Source organism: Actinomadura rugatobispora, assembly GCF_042656285.1.
GTDB lineage: Bacteria > Actinomycetota > Actinomycetes > Streptosporangiales > Streptosporangiaceae > Spirillospora > Spirillospora rugatobispora.
Genome location: NZ_JBHSON010000155.1, coordinates 1 through 16,717, shown reverse-complemented (window position 1 = coordinate 16,717; position 16,717 = coordinate 1). Strand labels below are relative to the sequence as shown.

The 16,717-nt window shown below is 71.0% G+C and carries 15 protein-coding genes; 10 read left to right on the top strand and 5 right to left on the bottom strand.

Translation table 11 applies throughout. The features are described 5' to 3' along the window. From ACFPZN_RS53350 to ACFPZN_RS53340, 3 genes are all read right to left on the bottom strand, one after another. Positions 1–1,350 (bottom strand): acyltransferase family protein (locus ACFPZN_RS53350; RefSeq protein ID WP_378292565.1); only part of this gene is annotated, 1,350 nt, incomplete at its 3' end. Continuing rightward, the gene (locus ACFPZN_RS53345; RefSeq protein WP_378292563.1) at positions 1,350–2,783 is read right to left on the bottom strand and encodes an LCP family protein; all 1,434 of its coding nucleotides are present in this window, start codon (positions 2,781–2,783) and stop codon (positions 1,350–1,352) included. The genes ACFPZN_RS53350 and ACFPZN_RS53345, both read right to left, overlap by 1 nt. Before the next feature lie 77 nt (positions 2,784–2,860). After that, positions 2,861–3,703 carry a TIGR03089 family protein gene (locus ACFPZN_RS53340; RefSeq protein WP_378292561.1) on the bottom strand — a complete coding sequence of 281 codons (843 nt, stop codon included), beginning with the start codon at positions 3,701–3,703 and terminating at the stop codon, positions 2,861–2,863. Positions 3,704–3,860: 157 nt separating this feature from the next. On the opposite strand from ACFPZN_RS53340, the gene ACFPZN_RS53335 reads away from it, so the two are divergent. The 3 genes from ACFPZN_RS53335 (at position 3,861) to ACFPZN_RS53325 (ending at position 8,244) form a co-directional block, all read left to right on the top strand. Then, a complete protein-coding gene (locus ACFPZN_RS53335; protein ID WP_378292559.1) occupies positions 3,861–6,002 on the top strand; it encodes a hypothetical protein in 2,142 nt (713 codons plus the stop codon). Positions 6,003–6,215: 213 nt separating this feature from the next. After that, the gene (locus ACFPZN_RS53330) at positions 6,216–7,118 is read left to right on the top strand and encodes a glycosyltransferase family 2 protein (protein WP_378292569.1); all 903 of its coding nucleotides are present in this window, start codon (positions 6,216–6,218) and stop codon (positions 7,116–7,118) included. Positions 7,119–7,146: 28 nt separating this feature from the next. Continuing rightward, positions 7,147–8,244 (top strand): glycosyltransferase family 4 protein, encoded by a 1,098-nt coding sequence (locus ACFPZN_RS53325; protein WP_378292557.1) that lies wholly within the window; start codon positions 7,147–7,149, stop codon positions 8,242–8,244. Here ACFPZN_RS53325 and ACFPZN_RS53320 read toward each other — a convergent pair. Further along, complete coding sequence (locus ACFPZN_RS53320) at positions 8,199–9,197, bottom strand: lysylphosphatidylglycerol synthase transmembrane domain-containing protein (RefSeq protein ID WP_378292555.1); 999 nt, start codon at positions 9,195–9,197, stop codon at positions 8,199–8,201. The genes ACFPZN_RS53325 and ACFPZN_RS53320 overlap by 46 nt on opposite strands. Positions 9,198–9,311: 114 nt before the next feature. Between ACFPZN_RS53320 and ACFPZN_RS53315 the strand changes: the two genes are divergently transcribed. From ACFPZN_RS53315 to ACFPZN_RS53295, 5 genes are all read left to right on the top strand, one after another. Continuing rightward, positions 9,312–10,019 (top strand): class I SAM-dependent methyltransferase, encoded by a 708-nt coding sequence (locus ACFPZN_RS53315; RefSeq protein ID WP_378292553.1) that lies wholly within the window; start codon positions 9,312–9,314, stop codon positions 10,017–10,019. 136 nt (positions 10,020–10,155) lie between these two features. Continuing rightward, the gene (locus ACFPZN_RS53310) at positions 10,156–11,298 is read left to right on the top strand and encodes a glycosyltransferase family 4 protein (protein ID WP_378292551.1); all 1,143 of its coding nucleotides are present in this window, start codon (positions 10,156–10,158) and stop codon (positions 11,296–11,298) included. 99 nt (positions 11,299–11,397) lie between these two features. Continuing rightward, positions 11,398–12,510 (top strand): mannose-1-phosphate guanylyltransferase, encoded by a 1,113-nt coding sequence (manB, locus tag ACFPZN_RS53305; protein ID WP_378292549.1) that lies wholly within the window; start codon positions 11,398–11,400, stop codon positions 12,508–12,510. Between the two features lie 68 nt (positions 12,511–12,578). After that, the gene (locus ACFPZN_RS53300) at positions 12,579–13,766 is read left to right on the top strand and encodes a hypothetical protein (RefSeq protein WP_378292547.1); all 1,188 of its coding nucleotides are present in this window, start codon (positions 12,579–12,581) and stop codon (positions 13,764–13,766) included. Then, positions 13,763–14,578 (top strand): class I SAM-dependent methyltransferase, encoded by an 816-nt coding sequence (locus ACFPZN_RS53295; RefSeq protein WP_378292545.1) that lies wholly within the window; start codon positions 13,763–13,765, stop codon positions 14,576–14,578. Before ACFPZN_RS53300 ends, ACFPZN_RS53295 begins: the two co-directional genes overlap by 4 nt. A gap of 266 nt (positions 14,579–14,844) precedes the next feature. Here the strand turns inward: ACFPZN_RS53295 and ACFPZN_RS53290 are convergent, their stop codons facing one another. Next, positions 14,845–15,336, bottom strand: coding sequence for an ATP-binding protein (locus tag ACFPZN_RS53290; RefSeq protein ID WP_378292567.1), 492 nt, complete (start codon positions 15,334–15,336; stop codon positions 14,845–14,847). A 193-nt stretch (positions 15,337–15,529) separates the two neighbouring features. Here ACFPZN_RS53290 and ACFPZN_RS53285 point away from each other — a divergent pair, with 193 nt between their 5' ends. After that, entirely contained in the window at positions 15,530–16,354 is an 825-nt protein-coding gene (locus ACFPZN_RS53285; protein WP_378292543.1) for a helix-turn-helix domain-containing protein, read from the top strand. After that, the gene (locus ACFPZN_RS53280) at positions 16,339–16,533 is read left to right on the top strand and encodes a DUF397 domain-containing protein (protein WP_378292541.1); all 195 of its coding nucleotides are present in this window, start codon (positions 16,339–16,341) and stop codon (positions 16,531–16,533) included. The genes ACFPZN_RS53285 and ACFPZN_RS53280 overlap by 16 nt, the downstream gene beginning before the upstream one ends. The last annotated feature ends 184 nt before the right edge of the window (positions 16,534–16,717 follow it).

Here is a 16,717-nt window from a genome sequence, read left to right as displayed (position 1 = left end):
GCGCTCGGCGCCCGCGCGCCGCGTGCCCGCCCGCCGGCACCAGCCGCCGCGCCGCCCGCCGGGGCCCTGGGCCCCGCCGGCGCCCTTGGCGCCCTTCGAGCTCTTGGCGCCCGGCCGCCGGAGCGGGGTGAACGCCCACTTCATCTTGGGCTCCAGCGCCCAGCTCATGCAGGTGACGACCGGCTTGGAGCACAGGAACGTGCCGACCACGGCCGCCCCGGCGATGACCGCCAGCAGGCCCGGGACGGTGTTCAGCCACTCGGCGTCCCACCAGTCGGTGAACTGCAGCAGCCGCGTGACGAAACCGTGCAGCAGGTAGGCGTACAGCGTGGTGGAGCCCAGCTTGGTGAACCACGTCTTCCGCTTGGGCACGATCGCCAGGAACGCCGCCACCAGCACGGTGGCCGCCACGAACATGCCCAGCCGCATCACGGTGCCGGTGACGTTGTCGACGCCCAGCTCCTCGTGCGGATCCTTCCAGTAGATCCAGGCGCGGTTCATGCGGTCCATGGCCAGGTAGGCCACGGCCAGCCCGCCGGCCAGCGTCAGCGTGCCCAGCACGCGCGCCGCCGGCCGCTTGAGGTACTCGAAGTGCTCGGGCTTGAGCAGCAGCCCCAGCACGTAGAACGGCAGCAGCCCGATGACCCGGTGGATGTTGAAGGTGTTGCCGAGGTCGCTCATGTACGACAGCAGCGAGAACGCCAGTGCCACCGCCAGCGGCCAGCGGATCTGCTGCCAGACCGGGGTGGACAGCCGCCAGAAGAACAGCGCGCACAGGAACCAGGTGAGGAAGTACGGATCGAGCAGGCTGATCTCCAGCTCGTTCCGTCCCACCTGCCAGTCGTACAGCGAGTACGCGATCTCGAAGACCACGTACGGGACGCCGACGTTGGTGATCAGTTTCCGCGCCTTGCCGCCCGCGAACGTCCAGTTCCGCGAGAAGTAGCCGGTGACCACGATGAACATCGGCATGTGGAACATGTAGATGAACAGGTACAGGCCCTTGGCCATCGGCACGTCGAGCCGGTAGGCCAGCGAGTGCCCGATCACCACGAGCAGGATCGCCAGGAACTTGGCGTTGTCGAAGAAGGGGTCGCGCTCCTTACGGCGCGGCGCCGCCGGCGCGGTCCCGGAGGAGGACGCTCCGGAGGCCGGGGAGCCGGGGGCGGCGGAGCCGGAGGCCGGGGAGGCCGGGGAGGACGTGCCGGGTGCCGGGGAGGACGCGCCCGAGGCCGGGGGCCCGGCCTGCCGCGGGACCGCGGGGCCCGCCCCGTCAGGGGCGGGGGGATCCTCTCCGGGCGCGGGGGTGCGGGGCTGCGGAGCGGTGGTCGGCGGGGTGGAGTGCGCCATCATTCCTTACAGATGTCGTCGGTCGCCTTGATCTCTCCCTGCTGCGCTGGGATGCCCCCGGTCTTGGATCCCTGCAGCGAGGTCCAGTTGGAGCCGACGACCAGGTCGACGACCCCGGGTGTGCCGCCGGTGCGGGCGGCGGGCTGCGGCGGGCCGGGCAGCAGCCCGTTGACGGTCTGCGCGTGCTGCTCGGCGCCGGCGCCGTACATGACCCGCGTGGTCTTGGTGGCGGTCATGTTGCCGCCGACCGTGACCTGGAAGCCCTGGCTCTCGAGGTCGTCGGCGACCCGCTTGGCCTGGCCCGAGATGCCGCTGGCGTTGTAGACCCGCACCCGCACCTGGCTCGGCGGGATCGCCGGCGTGCCGGCCGCCTTCTTCTTCGGCTCGCTGGGCACGGTCTTGTCGTTGCGGATGGAGCTGAAGAACTGGTTCGCGGCGGGCTGCCTGAGCTGCACCCGGTTGGGGTCGGCCACGTACGGCCCCCACGGCACGGTCACGAACCGCAGCTTGCCGGAGGTCATCCCCTGCATGCCGGAGCCGATCCGCATCATCACCTGCGGGGTCAGCTCACTGTCGGTCGTGAGCGACTTGGTGGTGGCGTTCATCAGCGACAGCATCCGGCTCGGGTTGGTCAGCACGCCCGCGCTCATCGCCTTGTTGGCCAGCGCCCCCATGAACTTTTGCTGCCGCTTGATCCGGTCGGTGTCGGAGCCGTCGCCGAGGCCGTGCCGGTTGCGGACGTAGGCCAGCGCCATCTCGCCCTTGATGGTGCTCTTGCCCTTGGGCAGCTTGAGCTTGGACTTGGGGTCGTCGACCGCCTTGGGCAGGCAGACGTCGACGCCGCCGACCGCCTCGGTGATCGCCTTGAACCCGGCGAAGTCGACCTGCATGAAGTGGTCGATCTTGATGTGCGACATCGCCTCGATCGTCTTGATGACGCAGGACGCGCCGCCGATCGTGAACGTGGAGTTGATCTGCCCGACGGTCTGGGCCGGGGTCCGCTGCCCGTTCTTCAGCGTGCACGAGGGGATCGGGACCATCAGGTCGCGCGGGAAGCTGATGCCCATCGCCTGCCCGCCGCCGGGGGACAGGTGCAGCAGGATCATGGTGTCGGAGCGCGGCGGCTCCTTGGTCATGCTGCGGCCGTACTGGGCGTTGCCCGAGCCCGCCCGGGTGTCGGACCCCAGCAGCAGGATGTTCATCGCGCTGTTGAGCTTCTTCGGGCGGTTGGGGCCGAGCAGGGCGTTGGAGTCCTCGTGGGAGATGTTCCCCATCGCCGTGCGGTAGACGCCGTAGGCGGTGAGCGACCCGGCCACCATCACCGCCGACAGGCCGATGGACACCCAGCCCAGGACGCGCCATCCGCGCCGACGGGTCGCCGGTTGCGGATCGGCGTCGTCGACGTACTCCATGTACATCGGGTTGCTGTTCATCGGCTCCGTGGTGGGACGGCCCCGCCGCGCGGCGCGACGGCTCCGCCCGCAGGGGTCGGAAACAAACTGAGATTAGGTCAGAGGAGCCGGTTCACGGACCCGGACGGAACATTCCATCCCGGTACGCCGGCCACCGCGGTCACATGCTCCTGCGTCACTCGTCGATCTAGGGCTGCTTTGTCGAAGTTTCGTTGGATTATGACGGAAGCCCCCGAGGCTAGTGGTGCAAGTAGGCCCGCGAGTACGCCGTCCAGTGTGGTGTAGGGCATGTCAACCAGGACGCGATCGTGCGCGTCGAGCCCCCATTTCTCCGCCGCCCCGACCGCCTCACCGACCAGTTCCGCCCCTGTGAGTGTGGCCTTTGTCACACTCCCTGGGCGTGTCACGGTCAACGCGGGCGAAGCGGGCGTCACGTCCGGCCCGGGGACGAAGCGGTCGCCGTACGCGCGCACCTCGACCGCGTAGTCCAGGACGCCGGGCGGGCAGTCCGCCAGCGCGCCGCCGAGCGAGTGCAGCGAGAGGCCCACGATCTCTTCGGCGTTCTGGTCGGTGAGCATCCGCTCCAGCACCTCCTCGGCGGCCACCAGGAGGTACGGCCCGGAGGGCGCGGACGGTTCGACGCCGCCGGTCCCGCTTCCCGGGACCTCGATCGGCTCCGCCACCACCCCGGCCGACCAGCAGGCCATCAGCCACACCGCCGACTGCCAGTGCGGCGGCAGCGCCAGCACCGCACGCGTTCCGCCCTCGGCGGCCAGCCCGTCCACCAGCAGGTTGGCGGTCTTGGCGACCCAGTTGTCGAAGCTCTTGGCCGACAACTCCACGCGCTCGCCGGTGGCGTCGTCGTAGAAGGTCACCAGGGGCCGGGACGGATTGCCGGCCAGCCTCCGGCGCAGCAGCTCCGCGGGTCCGATGTCGTTCATGGAAGGCGAGCGTACGGGCGCGAGCGCTCCGAGGGGACCGCTACGCTCCGCACCGATGGATCACGACCCGATCGGCAGCGACCGCGATCGCCGCTTTCGCCGTTCTCGCCCCCCGCCCGGCCCCCCGGCCCGTGCGGCCCGTGGCGGAGGTGATCCGGTGACGGCCGGCCGGCTCCTGGCCCGGACCGCGACGGTCCCGGTGCTGCTGGTGATGGCGTGGCTGGCGGTGTCGCTGCCGCTGCTGCTGGCCGGGTACTTCCGGCCCGGCCCGGCGATCGTGCTCTTCGTGCCCGCGGCGGCGCTGTTCCTGTGGCTGGGCCTGCGGGAACGCCCGTCCGCCGCGGAGGCCGAGGAGAAGGAGAACGCCGAGGAGAAGGAGAAGACGGAGCCGGCGGCGAAGGCGCCGCGGTGGCCCGCGTGGGGGGTCCTCGCGGTCGGGCTCGGCTTCCTGGTCCTCCAGGTGCTGATGCTGGCCGAGCAGGTCATCGTGCGCCGCGACCCGGCCTCCTACGTCCAGTTCGCCACCTGGCTGGCCGACCACGGCTCGCTGCCGATCCCGCAGTCGCGCGAGGCGTTCGGCGGCGGTGACGTGGCCCTGCGGTACGGCAGCCCCGCCTTCTACGAGGTGGGCGACGACCTCGTCCCGCAGTTCATGGCGGGTCTGCCGCTGATCCTGTCCCTGGGCGCCTGGATCGGCGGCACCTACGGGCTGCTGGTGATGGCCCCGCTGCTCGGGGCCTGCGCGGTGATCGCGTTCGGCGGCCTGGTCGCGCGGCTGGTCGGGCCGCGGTGGGCGCCCCTCGCGGCGCTGCTCCTGGCCCTCACCACCCCCATGGTCTTCGTCTCCCGCTCCACCTTCAGCGAGCTGCCCGCGATGGTGCTGCTGCTGGGCGGGCTCGCGCTGCTGTACGACGCGCGCCGCGACGAGGAGCGCCGCGCCCCCGGTGGCGGCGGGCGCCGGTGGGGCGTCTCGCCCGAGGCGGGCAAGGCGTTCCTGGGCGGGCTGGCGCTGGGGCTGATCCTGCTCGTCCGGATCGACGGGCTGCGGGACGTGCTCCCGGCCGTCGTCTTCGCGGGCCTGCTGGTGGCCTGGCGGCGCCGGACCGGCCTGCCGATGGCCGCGGGCCTCGCCGTCGGCGCGGGCGCGGGGCTGGCCGAGGGCTACCTGCTGTCCCGCCCCTACCTGGACTACCTGCACCGCTCGCTGCAGCCGCTGCTGATGATCGCCGGGCTGCTGGTCGCGGCGACGGTGGTGATGGTGATCGTGCTGCGCTGGGAGGTCACCGGGTCCCGGCTGCGCCGGGCCGGCGCGGCGCTCTCCCGGGGCCGGGCGCCCGCCGCCGCGGCCGTGCTGGCGGTGCTGGTGGTGGCCGCGTTCGCCGTCCGGCCGCTGGTGCAGACCGTGCGGCGGGCGCCCGCCAACGCCGACGACCGGCTGAACGTGCAGTTCATCGAGCACGTGCAGCGGCTCAGCGGGCTGCCGGTCGACGGCACCCGGCAGTACTCGGAGCTCTCCCTCTACTGGGTGATCTGGTACATCGGGCTGCCCGCCCTGCTGCTGGCCGCCTTCGGCGCCGCGCTGCTGGCCCGGCGGTTGATGCGGGGCCGCGCCCCCGAATGGCTGCTGCCGTACGCGATGACCGCCTGGACGACGGTGCTGGTGCTGTACCTGCCGGGCATCACCCCCGACCACCCGTGGGCGTCCCGGCGGCTGATCGCGGTCGTCATCCCGGGTCTGCTGCTGTTCGCGGTCTGGGGGGCGGCCTGGACGATGCGGCGCGTCCGGCGCACCGGGTACGGCCCGTCCGCCGTCCGCCGGGCCGCCGTCGCCACCGCGGTGCTGCTCCTGCTGCCGGTCGTGCTGTCGTCGGCCGGGGTCATCGTCTCCCGGACCGACCAGGGGGAGCTGGCCGCCGTCCGGGGGCTGTGCGACCGGCTCGGCCCGGGCCGCTCGGTGGTGGTCGTCGACCGCTCCAACGCCGACCGGCTCCTGCAGGTCGTCCGGGGCATGTGCGGGGTGCCCTCGGCCCGTACCGTCTCCAGCGCCACCCCGGAGGACGTGCGCCGCGTCATCGGCAAGATCTACGCGGCCGGGCGGCGGCCGGTGATCCTGGGCGGGGAGGCGCGGCAGGTGGCGCCGTACGTCCAGCAGCCGGACGGGCGGCCCGTCCGGGCGGTCGCGCTGCGGGCCCGCCAGGACGAGCGGACGCTGACCGAGCCGCCCAACGGCACCTGGAGCCTCACCATCGACGTGTGGCTCGCCGAGCCCGCCCCGCCCGAGGGCGGCGACGGCGGCTGAGCGCCGCGTCCCGCCGGATGGGTGAAAACTCTCGATTGGACCGCCTGCGGGTGAACAGTGCGTCACCAAGACGGCATCGGTACCCGCGGGCGAGTATTCTCGCCGGGCGTGAGTACCGAGCCCTCTGAGCAGGCCGCTCAGCCGACCGCTCAACCGACCGCCCCGCCGATCGCGGCCCCGTCCGAGGAGCCGTCCGCGGACGCCGTCGGCGCCGTGCCTTCGGACGGCCCCGTGCACGTGACGATCGTCCTGCCCTGCTACAACGAGCAGGACCACGTGATCGACGAGGTCGAACGCATCTGCAAGGCGATGGACAACAGCGGCAAGACCTACGAGCTGCTGGCCGTCGACGACAAGTCGACCGATGCCACGCTGGCCCGGCTGCGGGAGGCCGCGCCGCGGTTCCCGCAGATGCGGATCATGGCGTTCCAGCACAACAGCGGGTCGGGCACGGTCCGCCGGATCGGCAGCCAGCAGGCCCGCGGCCAGATCGTGGTCTGGACCGACGCGGACATGTCCTACCCGAACGAGCGGATCCCCGAGCTGGTCGACATCCTCGACACCGATCCCGCGGTGGACCAGGTGGTCGGGGCCCGCACCAGCGAGGAGGGCAGTCACAAGGCGCTGCGGGTGCCCGCCAAGTGGTTCATCCGCAAGGTCGCCGAGCGGCTGACCAACTCCGCGATCCCCGACCTGAACTCGGGGCTGCGCGCGTTCCGGCGCGAGGTGTCGCTGCCCTACCTGCGGCTGCTGCCGCCCGGGTTCTCCTGCGTCACCACGATCACCATCGCGTTCCTGTCCAACCAGCACCCGGTGCGGTACGTGCCGATCGAGTACGCCAAGCGGGCGGGCAAGTCCAAGTTCAAGTTCTTCAAGGACGCCTACCGCTACATCCTGCAGGTGCTGCGGATGGTGATGTACTTCAACCCGCTCAAGGTGCTGATGCCGCTGGCGCTGTGGCTGCTGGTCATCGGGATCGGCAAGGGGGTGTTCGACATGGTCGTGCACTTCGGCTACTTCGCCAACAACACCGTGATGATCTTCATCAGCGGGTTGCTGATCGCCTCGCTGGCGCTGCTGGCCGACCTGATCGTCCGCTCCCGCGGCGACACCTGACCGGGGGCCGATTCGGAATGAAGGCGGAATGAAGATCGCGATCGTGGGGCCGGCGTTCCCGTACAAGGGCGGCGGCGCGCACCACACCACCGAGCTGGCGCACCGGCTGGACGCGGCGGGCCACGAGGTCGCCATCGAGTCCTGGCGGGCCCAGTACCCCTCCTTCCTGTACCCGGGGCAGCAGACGATCTCCGAGCCGGAGGGCGAGCCGTTCCCCGGCACCCGGCGGCGGCTCGACTGGCGGCGCCCCGACGGCTGGTGGCGCACCGGCCGCGACCTGCGCTCCTACGACCTGGTCGTGCAGGCCGTGCTCAGCCCCGTCCAGGTCCCGGCCTATCTGGGCATCCTGGCGGGCCTGCGGGGCCGGACCAGGGCCGTGGCGCTGTGCCACAACGTCCTGCCGCACGAGCGCAAGCCCTACGACGTGCCCCTGATGCGGGCGCTGCTGCGGAAGGTGGACGGCGTCCTGGTGCATTCGGAGCAGCAGGCGGAGCTGGCGCGCGGGCTCACCTCGCGCCCGGTCGCCGTCGCGGAGATGCCCGCGCACCTGCCCGCGCCCGGTGAGAAGGGCGCGGAGGGCGGCGCCGGGCGGCGCGACCGGCTGCTGTTCTTCGGGATGATCCGCCCGTACAAGGGCCTGGACGTGCTGCTGCGCGCGCTCGCGGCGGGCCCCGAGGGCGTGTCGCTGACCGTGGCCGGGGAGTTCTGGGGCGGGGTGGACGAGACCCGCGCCCTGGTCAAAGAGCTGGGCCTGTCCGAACGCGTGGACCTGCGCCCGGGTTACGTGCCCGCGTCCGAGGTCCCCCGGCTGTTCGGCGAGGCCGACGCGCTCGTGCTGCCCTACCGCACGGCGACGGCCTCGCAGAACGTGTGGATGGCCTACGAGTACGGCGTCCCGGTCATCGCCACCCGGGTGGGCGGCTTCGCCGAGCAGGTCCGCGACGGCGTCGACGGCCTGATCTGCGAGCCCGACGACGCGGGCTCCCTCACCGACGCCCTCAAGCGCTTCTACGCGCCGGGCGAGCCGGAGCGGCTGCGCTCGGGGGTCCGGCCGGTCGACCACACGCCCCTGTGGGAGACCTACGTGGACGTGCTGGTGACGCCTTCTTCGGTGTCCTCGTCCTGAACGGGCTCGTCCCGGTCCACGCTCTCGGCCGTGCCGGGGGCGGCCGCGCGCCTGCCCCGTCCCATGAGGAACGCGACCCCGGCCCCGGCCAGGTCGGCCAGCGTCAGCACGACCCGTGAGGCGAGCGCCACCACGATCGGCCCGCCCGCGGGCAGCACCGGCCCCAGCACCATGACCAGGATCGCCTCGCGGGCGCCGATCCCGCCGGGGGCGATGAACACCAGCAGGCCCACGACGAACGCCAGCGCGTAGGCGCCGGCCGCCTGGAAGTACAGCCCGGCGCCGTCGCCGCCGACCGCCTGGCACAGCAGCCAGGTGTGCACGCCGAACAGCGCCCAGCCCGCCAGCGTCCACGCCACCGCGACCAGCGTCGTCCCCAGGCCCACCGGGTGCTCCAGCGGGGGCCGCCGGACCAGCTTCAGCGCGGTGTTCAGGCACCAGGTCACGATCGTGGGGTGCAGCGCCGCCAGCATCACCGGCGCCAGCAGGAACAGCCACCAGTAGCGCTCCAGGGCCGCGTCCGAGGTCAGCGGCAGCGTCACCGCCGCCATCGCCAGGCCGCAGGCGCACGAGGTCGCCACCGCCAGCAGCGTGGAGCTGAAGCTGCGCAGCGCCGGGACCTTGTGCTCGCGGGTCATCTCGATCTGCGTGACCAGCGCCCACACCTTGCCCGGCACGTACTTGCCGAGCTGGGAGATGTTGGAGATCCGGAACGTGGCCCGCACCGGCAGCGGCGAGCCGAGCCCGGCCAGGTAGGTCCGCCAGCCGAGCATCCACGCGAACAGGCCCGCGAGGCCCGTCGCGAAGGCGCCCAGCAGCGTCGGCCACGACATCTGCTCGAACGCCCGCACCGTGTCGTCCCACTGGGAGACGAGGCTGTAGGCGCAGAACCCCAGCGCCAGCAGCACCAGCAGAACGCGCAGCACCCGCATCAGGACGGCCTTCGTCAACACCCGCCCAGGCTATCCGTCCCCGGTGCCGCACCCGGCGGCCGTTGCCGGGTGACGACCTTCCCGTCACCTGGAGTTCGCACAGTCCGGGCGCGCGGCGGCCTACAGTTGTCCGCGATGAAGATTTCGGATGTGGTCGCCTTCATGGGGCACCAGGTGCACGTGTGCCGGTACCGCGAGGCGGGGACGCTGCTCGACTGGATGGGCGGCGACCTGCGCGGCAAGCGGGTCCTCGACGTGGCCGGCGGCGACGGCTACTGGGCCGGGCAGGCCCGCAAGCGCGGCGCCGAGGCGGTCTCGATCGACCTGGCCCGCAAGAAGATGGTGTACGGGCGCACGCTCGCCCACGCGCCCGCGCTCATCGAGTGCGACGCGCTGCGGCTGCCGTTCGCCGAGGGGTCGTTCGACGCGATCCTGTCGGTGTGCGCGATCGAGCACTTCGACGACGGCGGCCGGTCGCTGGACGAGATGGCGCGGGTGCTCAAGCCCGGCGGCGAGATCTTCATGTCCGCCGACGTGCTGAGCCGCGCCGACGCCTGGCCGAAGCTGCGCGACGCGCACCGGTCCAAGTACCACGTGCAGCACACCTACACCCACGACAGCCTCGGCGAGCTGATGGACGAGCGCGGCCTTGACCTGGTCGGGCACTCCTACCAGTTCCGCACCGCGGCGGCCGAGCGGCTGTACCTGTCGCTGTCGGCCTACGGGGGCAGGGTCGGGTTCAACGCGGCCGCGCCGCTGGCCCCGCTGGTGGCCGTGGCCGACCGCAAGGCGCCCAACGAGCGCGGCAGCATCGTGCTCATCCGCGCCCGCAAACGCGGCTGAGCGGCCTCACTCCCGCACAGGTCGGCTGTGATCTCCGTGGCGTCCCTCCCATTCGGCCTGGTTGGGCGTAGGCTCGGAGCGGGCGGGCGACGGACCCCCCCTCACTCTGGCCGAGCCGGGATAGGGGTGAACCCTTTTGGCACCTCGGATTCTGCTCGACGCGACCGCGGTCCCCGCCGACCGCGGGGCGCTGGGGCGGTATGTCGACGGTCTGCTGCGGGCGCTGCACGAGCTCGGCGCCGATCTCGCGGTGGCCTGCCAGCGCGCGGACGAGGAACGCTACGGCGATCTCGCGCCGGGAGCCCGCATCGTCAAGGGCCCGGCGGCGCTGGCGCACCGGGCGTCGCGGCTCTCCTGGGAGCAGTCCGGGCTGCCGTACGTGGCCGCGCAGGTCGGCGCCGAGGTGATCCACCTGCCGACCTACAGCATCCCGATCCACGCGGGCCGGCCCACGGTGGTGACGATCCACGACCTGACGGTGTTCACCGAGCCGGAGACCCACGACCCGGTCCGCGCGACCTACGTCAAGTCGGCCACGCGGACGGCGGCGCGCCGGGCCACCCGGCTGGTGGCGCCGTCCCGCGCGACGCACGACGAGCTGGTGCGGCTGCTGGGCGCCGACCCCGCCTCGATCGACGTGGCCTACCACGGGGTCGACCACGAGGTGTTCCACCGGCCGTCGGAGGACGAGGTCAAGCGGGTCTCCGACGCGCTGGGCCTGCACGGGCACCCCTACATCGCCTACCTGGGGGCGCTGGAGCCGCGCAAGAACGTGCCGAACCTGATCCGCGGCTGGGTGCGGGCCTGCTCCCACCACCCCGACCCGCCCGCGCTGGTGCTGGCGGGCAGCGGCGGCTGGGACGACGAGGTCGACGCGGCGCTGGCGACGGTGCCGCTGGAGCTGCGCGTGGTGCGCCCCGGCTACCTGCCCTGGGCGTCGCTGCCGGGGTTCTTCGGCGGCGCGCTGGCGGTGGCGCTGCCGAGCCGGGGGGAGGGCTTCGGCCTGCCCGTCCTGGAGGCGATGTCGTGCGGCGCCCCGGTGCTGACGACCCGGCGGGGCCCGCTGCCGGAGGTCGGCGGTGAGGCGGTCGCCTACACCGAGCCGGACGCGTCCTCGATCGCGTCGGCGCTGGAGGAGCTGATCGAGGACCCCGAGCGCCGGGACGTCCTGTCCGACGCCGCGTACACGCGCTCCCAGGGGTTCAGCTGGACGGCCTCGGCGAAGGCGCACATGGCCTCCTTCGAACGGGCCGTCGCGGGGTACTCCGCACCGAGATGATCTCCGAATAGACCCGGCCGGTCCGCGTTCGGAGTGGCATGGCCGTCAACTTGCCTGTTTACCCGTGACCAGTAAGCTCGGCCGAACCATTTCCAGGCCGTGGGAGCCGGGGCACGGCTCGGCCGTCGTGGAAGGAGCTTCTTGGAAGCGATCTTGTTGGTCGGGGGACAGGGCACCCGCCTGCGACCGCTGACCATTTCCACCCCCAAGCCGCTGCTTCCTACGGCCGGCGTCCCGCTGCTGGAACACCAGCTCACCCGGGCCAGGGACGCTGGTGTGGAACGTATCGTGTTCGCCACCTCGTACCGTGCGGAGATGTTCAACGAGGCGTTCGGCGATGGACGTCGGCTCGGCATGGAGTTCCGCTACGTGACCGAGGACGAGCCCCTCGGCACGGCGGGTGCCGTCCGCAACGCGTCCGCCGCGCTCACGTGCGGCCCCGACGATCCGGTGCTGATCCTGAACGGCGACATCCTGTCCGGCCACGACATCTCGGCCCAGGTAGAGGCGCACCAGAAAGGCGACGCGCAGATCACCCTCCATTTGACCCTGGTGGATGACGCCCGCAGGTACGGCTCCGTTCCCACGGGGCCCGACGGCCGGGTGCTCGACTTCGTGGAGAAATCCCCCGACCCCCCGACCAATCAGGTCAACGCGGGTTGCTATGTCTTTCGCCGCTCCATGATCGAGCGGATCCCCGCAGGGCGCCCCGTGTCGGCCGAGTACGAGACCTTTCCCATGCTGCTGGCCGACGGCGAGGTCATCGTGGGCTACGTCGAGGCGGCCTATTGGCTGGATGTGGGGACGCCTGCAGCGTTCGTCCGGGGTGCCAGGGATCTGGTGCTCGGCGCCATGCCCTCACCGGTCGTGACCGCGAGCGAACATGGCGTGCTGCTGCTGGGCGGTGCGACCGTCGAGCCAGGCGCCCAGGTGGGCGGCGGAACGACGGTCGGGGCGCGGTCGGTGGTCGGCGCCGGGGCGCACGTCGAGTCGAGCGTGCTCTTCGACGACGCGACCGTCGAGGCGGGCGCGCGTGTCGTGCGCTCGGTGATCGGCGAGGGCGCGCGGATCTGCGCCGGCGCGGTGTTGGAGGACGCCGTCATCGGTGACCGGGCCATCGTGGGTCCCGGCAACGAGTTGGTCAACGGCCTGCGCCTCTGGCCCGGAGTCGAACTCCCCGATACCGCCGTCCGCTTCTCCGCGGACGGGTGACCCGTTGTCGCCTCCGGCCGAACCGGGATATACACATCTCACACGGCTAGGCGGGGCGGTGGTGGCATGTGACGGAAGATCTGCTCGTCAACCTCGTCGCCACGGGTATCGCCTTTACGCTGGGGGTGAGCGTCCGGTCGATCCGGCAGCGTGTCCGCAGCGTCCGGCGGGCCGGCGGCAGCCGTCGCGTTCAGGAGCAGCGTCATCCTCGCTTCACCCACGGCTGGCTGCTGGAGTACTACCTGAGCAGGGACCGGCTCGACGATCTCTACCTGCTGATCGAAGGACGCCGGCGGCGGTTCGTGCCGTTCCTCACCAAGCCGTCGTGGACGGATCACGGCTTCGCCGAGGGCGCTTTGATCGTGCAGTCGCACCCGCAGCGGCGGTCGGAGGCGCCGGTCGACCAGGCCGTGATGAGCCGCCGGGCCGCCTACCTCAACGTCGTCCGGGAGGACGGCGAACCGTGGAACGACCTGATAGCGGTGGTCCAGAAGATCCGGGAGACGCCCGACGGACCGCGCATCGAGATCGCGCTCGCCGAGTACTTCCAGTTCCTCTCGGCCTGCGGGGCGCTGGAGGACGAGACCTACGCGGCGGTGCGCAGCCCGAAGAACGCGACTCCGATCAGGGACGCGACCCTTGCGGGGGTGGACGACGCGGCCGAGGCCCGGCGGCAGGCGCATGGGTTCGGGATGCAGTGCGCGTTCGTGTTCGAAGAGGACGGGCGGCACAGAGTGCTGGTCCAGCGCCGTTCCCACTCCGTGTCGATCTACGGTGGCGCGCTCGCCGTCGTCCCCGTCTTCGGCTGCCAGAGCATGGACCTGTCGGAGCGCACCCCGGTCTCGATCTTTCACAACTTCCTGCGCGAGGTGTACGAGGAACTCTACGGGGGCACCGAGGTCGAGCGGCGCGGCAACCGCGTTGATCCCACCTGGTTCTACCGGGAGCCGCCGATCGCGCGGCTCATCACCGCGCAGGAAGACGGCGTGCTGGATTTCCGCATCTTCGGGTTCGGGTTCGACGCTCTCAACGGTGAGGTCGATATCTGCGGGCTGGCCTATGTCAAGGATCCCGAGTTCGCCCGCAGGGAGCTTCCGGTGCTGCGGGCCAACTGGGAGATCCACGAGATCAGCGTCTGGGATCTGTTCGGCGACGACCTGACCGAAGCGCTGTTCGCCGGGGAGTTCTCCCCGGGCAGTGTTTACACTCTCGCCGAGACCAGGCGTTACCTGGCCGGGCGGGCGGACGGGGAATGACGGCCTATCGCCCCTGCGTGCTCTGCGCCGGAACCGCCCGGGTGATCGAGTACCGGTTCGACTTCGGGACGGTCGTGCGCTGCCGGGGGTGCGACCTGGTGTCGATGGTCGAGCCCCGCGGCACCAACCTGGTGCGTTGTGCCTACGACGCGGGCTACTACCGTCGCGGGGACGGTCCAGGGCCGGGGTACACCGACTATTTCGGCAGCGAGGCCGGGGACCGCCGCGCGATCGCGGGCGCCCTCGCGGATCTGGTGCTCAGGGTGGCGCCGGATGGACGGCGGTGCCTTGATCTCGGCTGCGGGGGCGGTTTCCTCGTGCACGCACTCGCCGCCAGGGGGATGGCGGCGTTCGGGGCGGACACATCTGATCACGCCGTACGCCACACTGGCACGGGACCCGGCCGGTTCGTGCTCGGTGACGTCGCGAGCCAGGCCGTCGCCGTGCTGGCCCCGTTCGACGTCATCACCATGATCGACGTGATCGAGCACCTGCCCGATCCGGTCTCGGATCTGCGTCATGCCAGGAGCCTGCTCCGGCCGGGCGGTGTGATCCTTTTGCTCACTCCTCGTTACGGCGGCCGGTTGCTGGGCGAGCAGGACGCGGCGTACGTCCATTTCAATACCGACCATATATATTACTTCACCGAACAGACCTTGCGTGCGGTGATCGGCGATGGCGTGGGCTGTCGGCATGTGGTCGTGGACGATGTGCTGGGCATGCTCAGTGAATGGAATGTCACCATTCCTCGCCTGATGGCGCGCAAGTATGGTGTCGAACGCGAAAGCATGCTGGCCTCGGTGATCGTCTGATCATCGCATGAGGAACCCGGTCACCCGTTCGGCGGCCATAACCGGATCCGAGCCCGGCGCGTAGCCGCCCGGCCATACGAACACCCAGCCGCCTCTTGCTCGGACGCAGGCGATGATGAGGGTCCTGCGGGGGTGGATTCGGATGGTCCGGAGCAGAGGCGTCCTGTAAAGGGTGGTCACCCATGCGGGAAAGCCGCGAAGTTCCAGCTGTTCGGCCAGGCGGGTGAGATGCTGTTCGCGGTTGCCGCCCGTGGCATGGGCGCTTATCAACAACCGACCTCGAACCATGTGGTGCGGCTGTCGCCGTCGCCGTTGTGCCCCCATGCCGCGGAGAGTTCCTGGACGATGCGCAGCCCTCGTCCGCTGGATTCGAGTTCCGGGGCGATGTCCCGCACGTGTGGCCCGCGTCCCCGAGGATCGCCGGTGTCGGTCACCTCGACCCGGACGGTCTCCGGATGGACCGTCATGGTGACGGTGATCGTGTCGCCCGGCACCCGGGGACGGGAGTGCACCACCGCGTTCGTGATCGTCTCGCCCGCGCAGATCAGGATGTCGTCGGCCGTCTCCGCGTCGATGGGCCGGGCGGCGGCTGCGATCCGTGCCTTGATCCACGCACGCGCCCGCGCGACCTCGGCCGGCTCGTGCGTGATGCGCAGGATCCCGGGCCTGGTTTCCGCGGAATTGGGTGGGCTGTCGGCCTTTCGGGCAGTGCGTGGGGCGACATCCGTTGTTGTGGTGGATTGGAGTTGATTTCTCATGGATCGTGACCTCATTCCCTGGCCATCTCTGTCCTCTGCACGCTCGGCGCCGGTGCGCCCCCGTCCGAGACTCGCGACCTCAGAACCCCGGGGTGTTGCCACATTGGCGCATTGGCATAACATCCGTGGAGGAATCACGAGCGCACCGGCCGCACAAGAACGCCCCCTGACTGGTACGGAGCTGTACACGATCATGGCGAGCAATCACCTCACCCCACGAATGTTCCTTGCTAAGGAGCTGCAGCGTGCGCGCGAGCAGCGAGGGATGAAAACGGACGATGTGGCCAAAGCGATCTATGTCTCGGAAGGGCTCGTCCGGTCGTGGGAGAGGGGGCGGCGTGTACCGCAACCCGATCACCTCGTGCTGCTGGAGGAACTCTTCGGCCCCGAGACGTTCGCGGGAATTCTCAGGCGGATGCGCGAAGAACTCATCAACTCCGCCGTTCCGCTCGAATGGATGGGAAGGTGGCGGGAGGTCGAGGAGAAATCGAGGGCGCTGCTGTCGCTGGAGACGACCGTCGTCCCGGGACTGCTGCAGACCGAGGACTACGCGACCGCGGTCTGCCGCATGGCCCCGCATCTCGGCGATGTGGAGAAGATGGTCAGCGAGCGCATGGAACGGCAGCGGATCCTCGCCCGGGAAGACGACGATGGCCCGACCCTGGTCGCGCTGCTCACCGAAACCGTCCTCGTGAGCAAGGTGGGTGACGCCCAGGTCATGCACAACCAACTGGCCCACCTTGTGGAGATGGCGCGGCGCGACGACATCATCGTGCAGGTCGTCCCGTTCGACTCCGGGGTCGGCGCCGGCTTCATCGCCCCGTTCGTCATCGCGACCTTCGACGGCGGTGAGGTGGCCTATGTGGACGACCAGTTGGGGGCGGAGGTGGTGGAGGAGCCCGAGAACGTGGCCGTTCTTCGTAGAATGTTCGAGCGATTCAGGGCGGAGGCCCTCAGCCGGCCGGACTCGATCGAACTCATCGAGAGGACGATGGAAGAGCGATGGACAGGCGAGTGAAGTGGCGGAAGGCGTCGCGCAGCGGCGCGAACGGCGGCAACTGCGTGGAGGTCGCGGACCTGGATCGGGTGATCGGCGTTCGCGACTCCAAGGACCCGGGCGGCCCGAGGCTGGCTCTCTCTCAGGGGGGCTGGTCGGCGCTGGTGGCCGAGGTGAGAAGCGGCAGGCACGACCTGTGAGGTCGTGCGCCGGGCTGCGGGTGTGGCCGGACATCGGGCTGCCGCCGACGGCGTTGAAATTCTCCACCGATGCCTGACTTCGCGTCGCCCGCGTTCGCGCCGCGTTCACGCGGCGGCGGCGAGGGAGGCGCGCGTCTCGCGGGCGGCGCGAGCCGGCTGGCCGCCGCGCCCCGCGCGGGCGTCG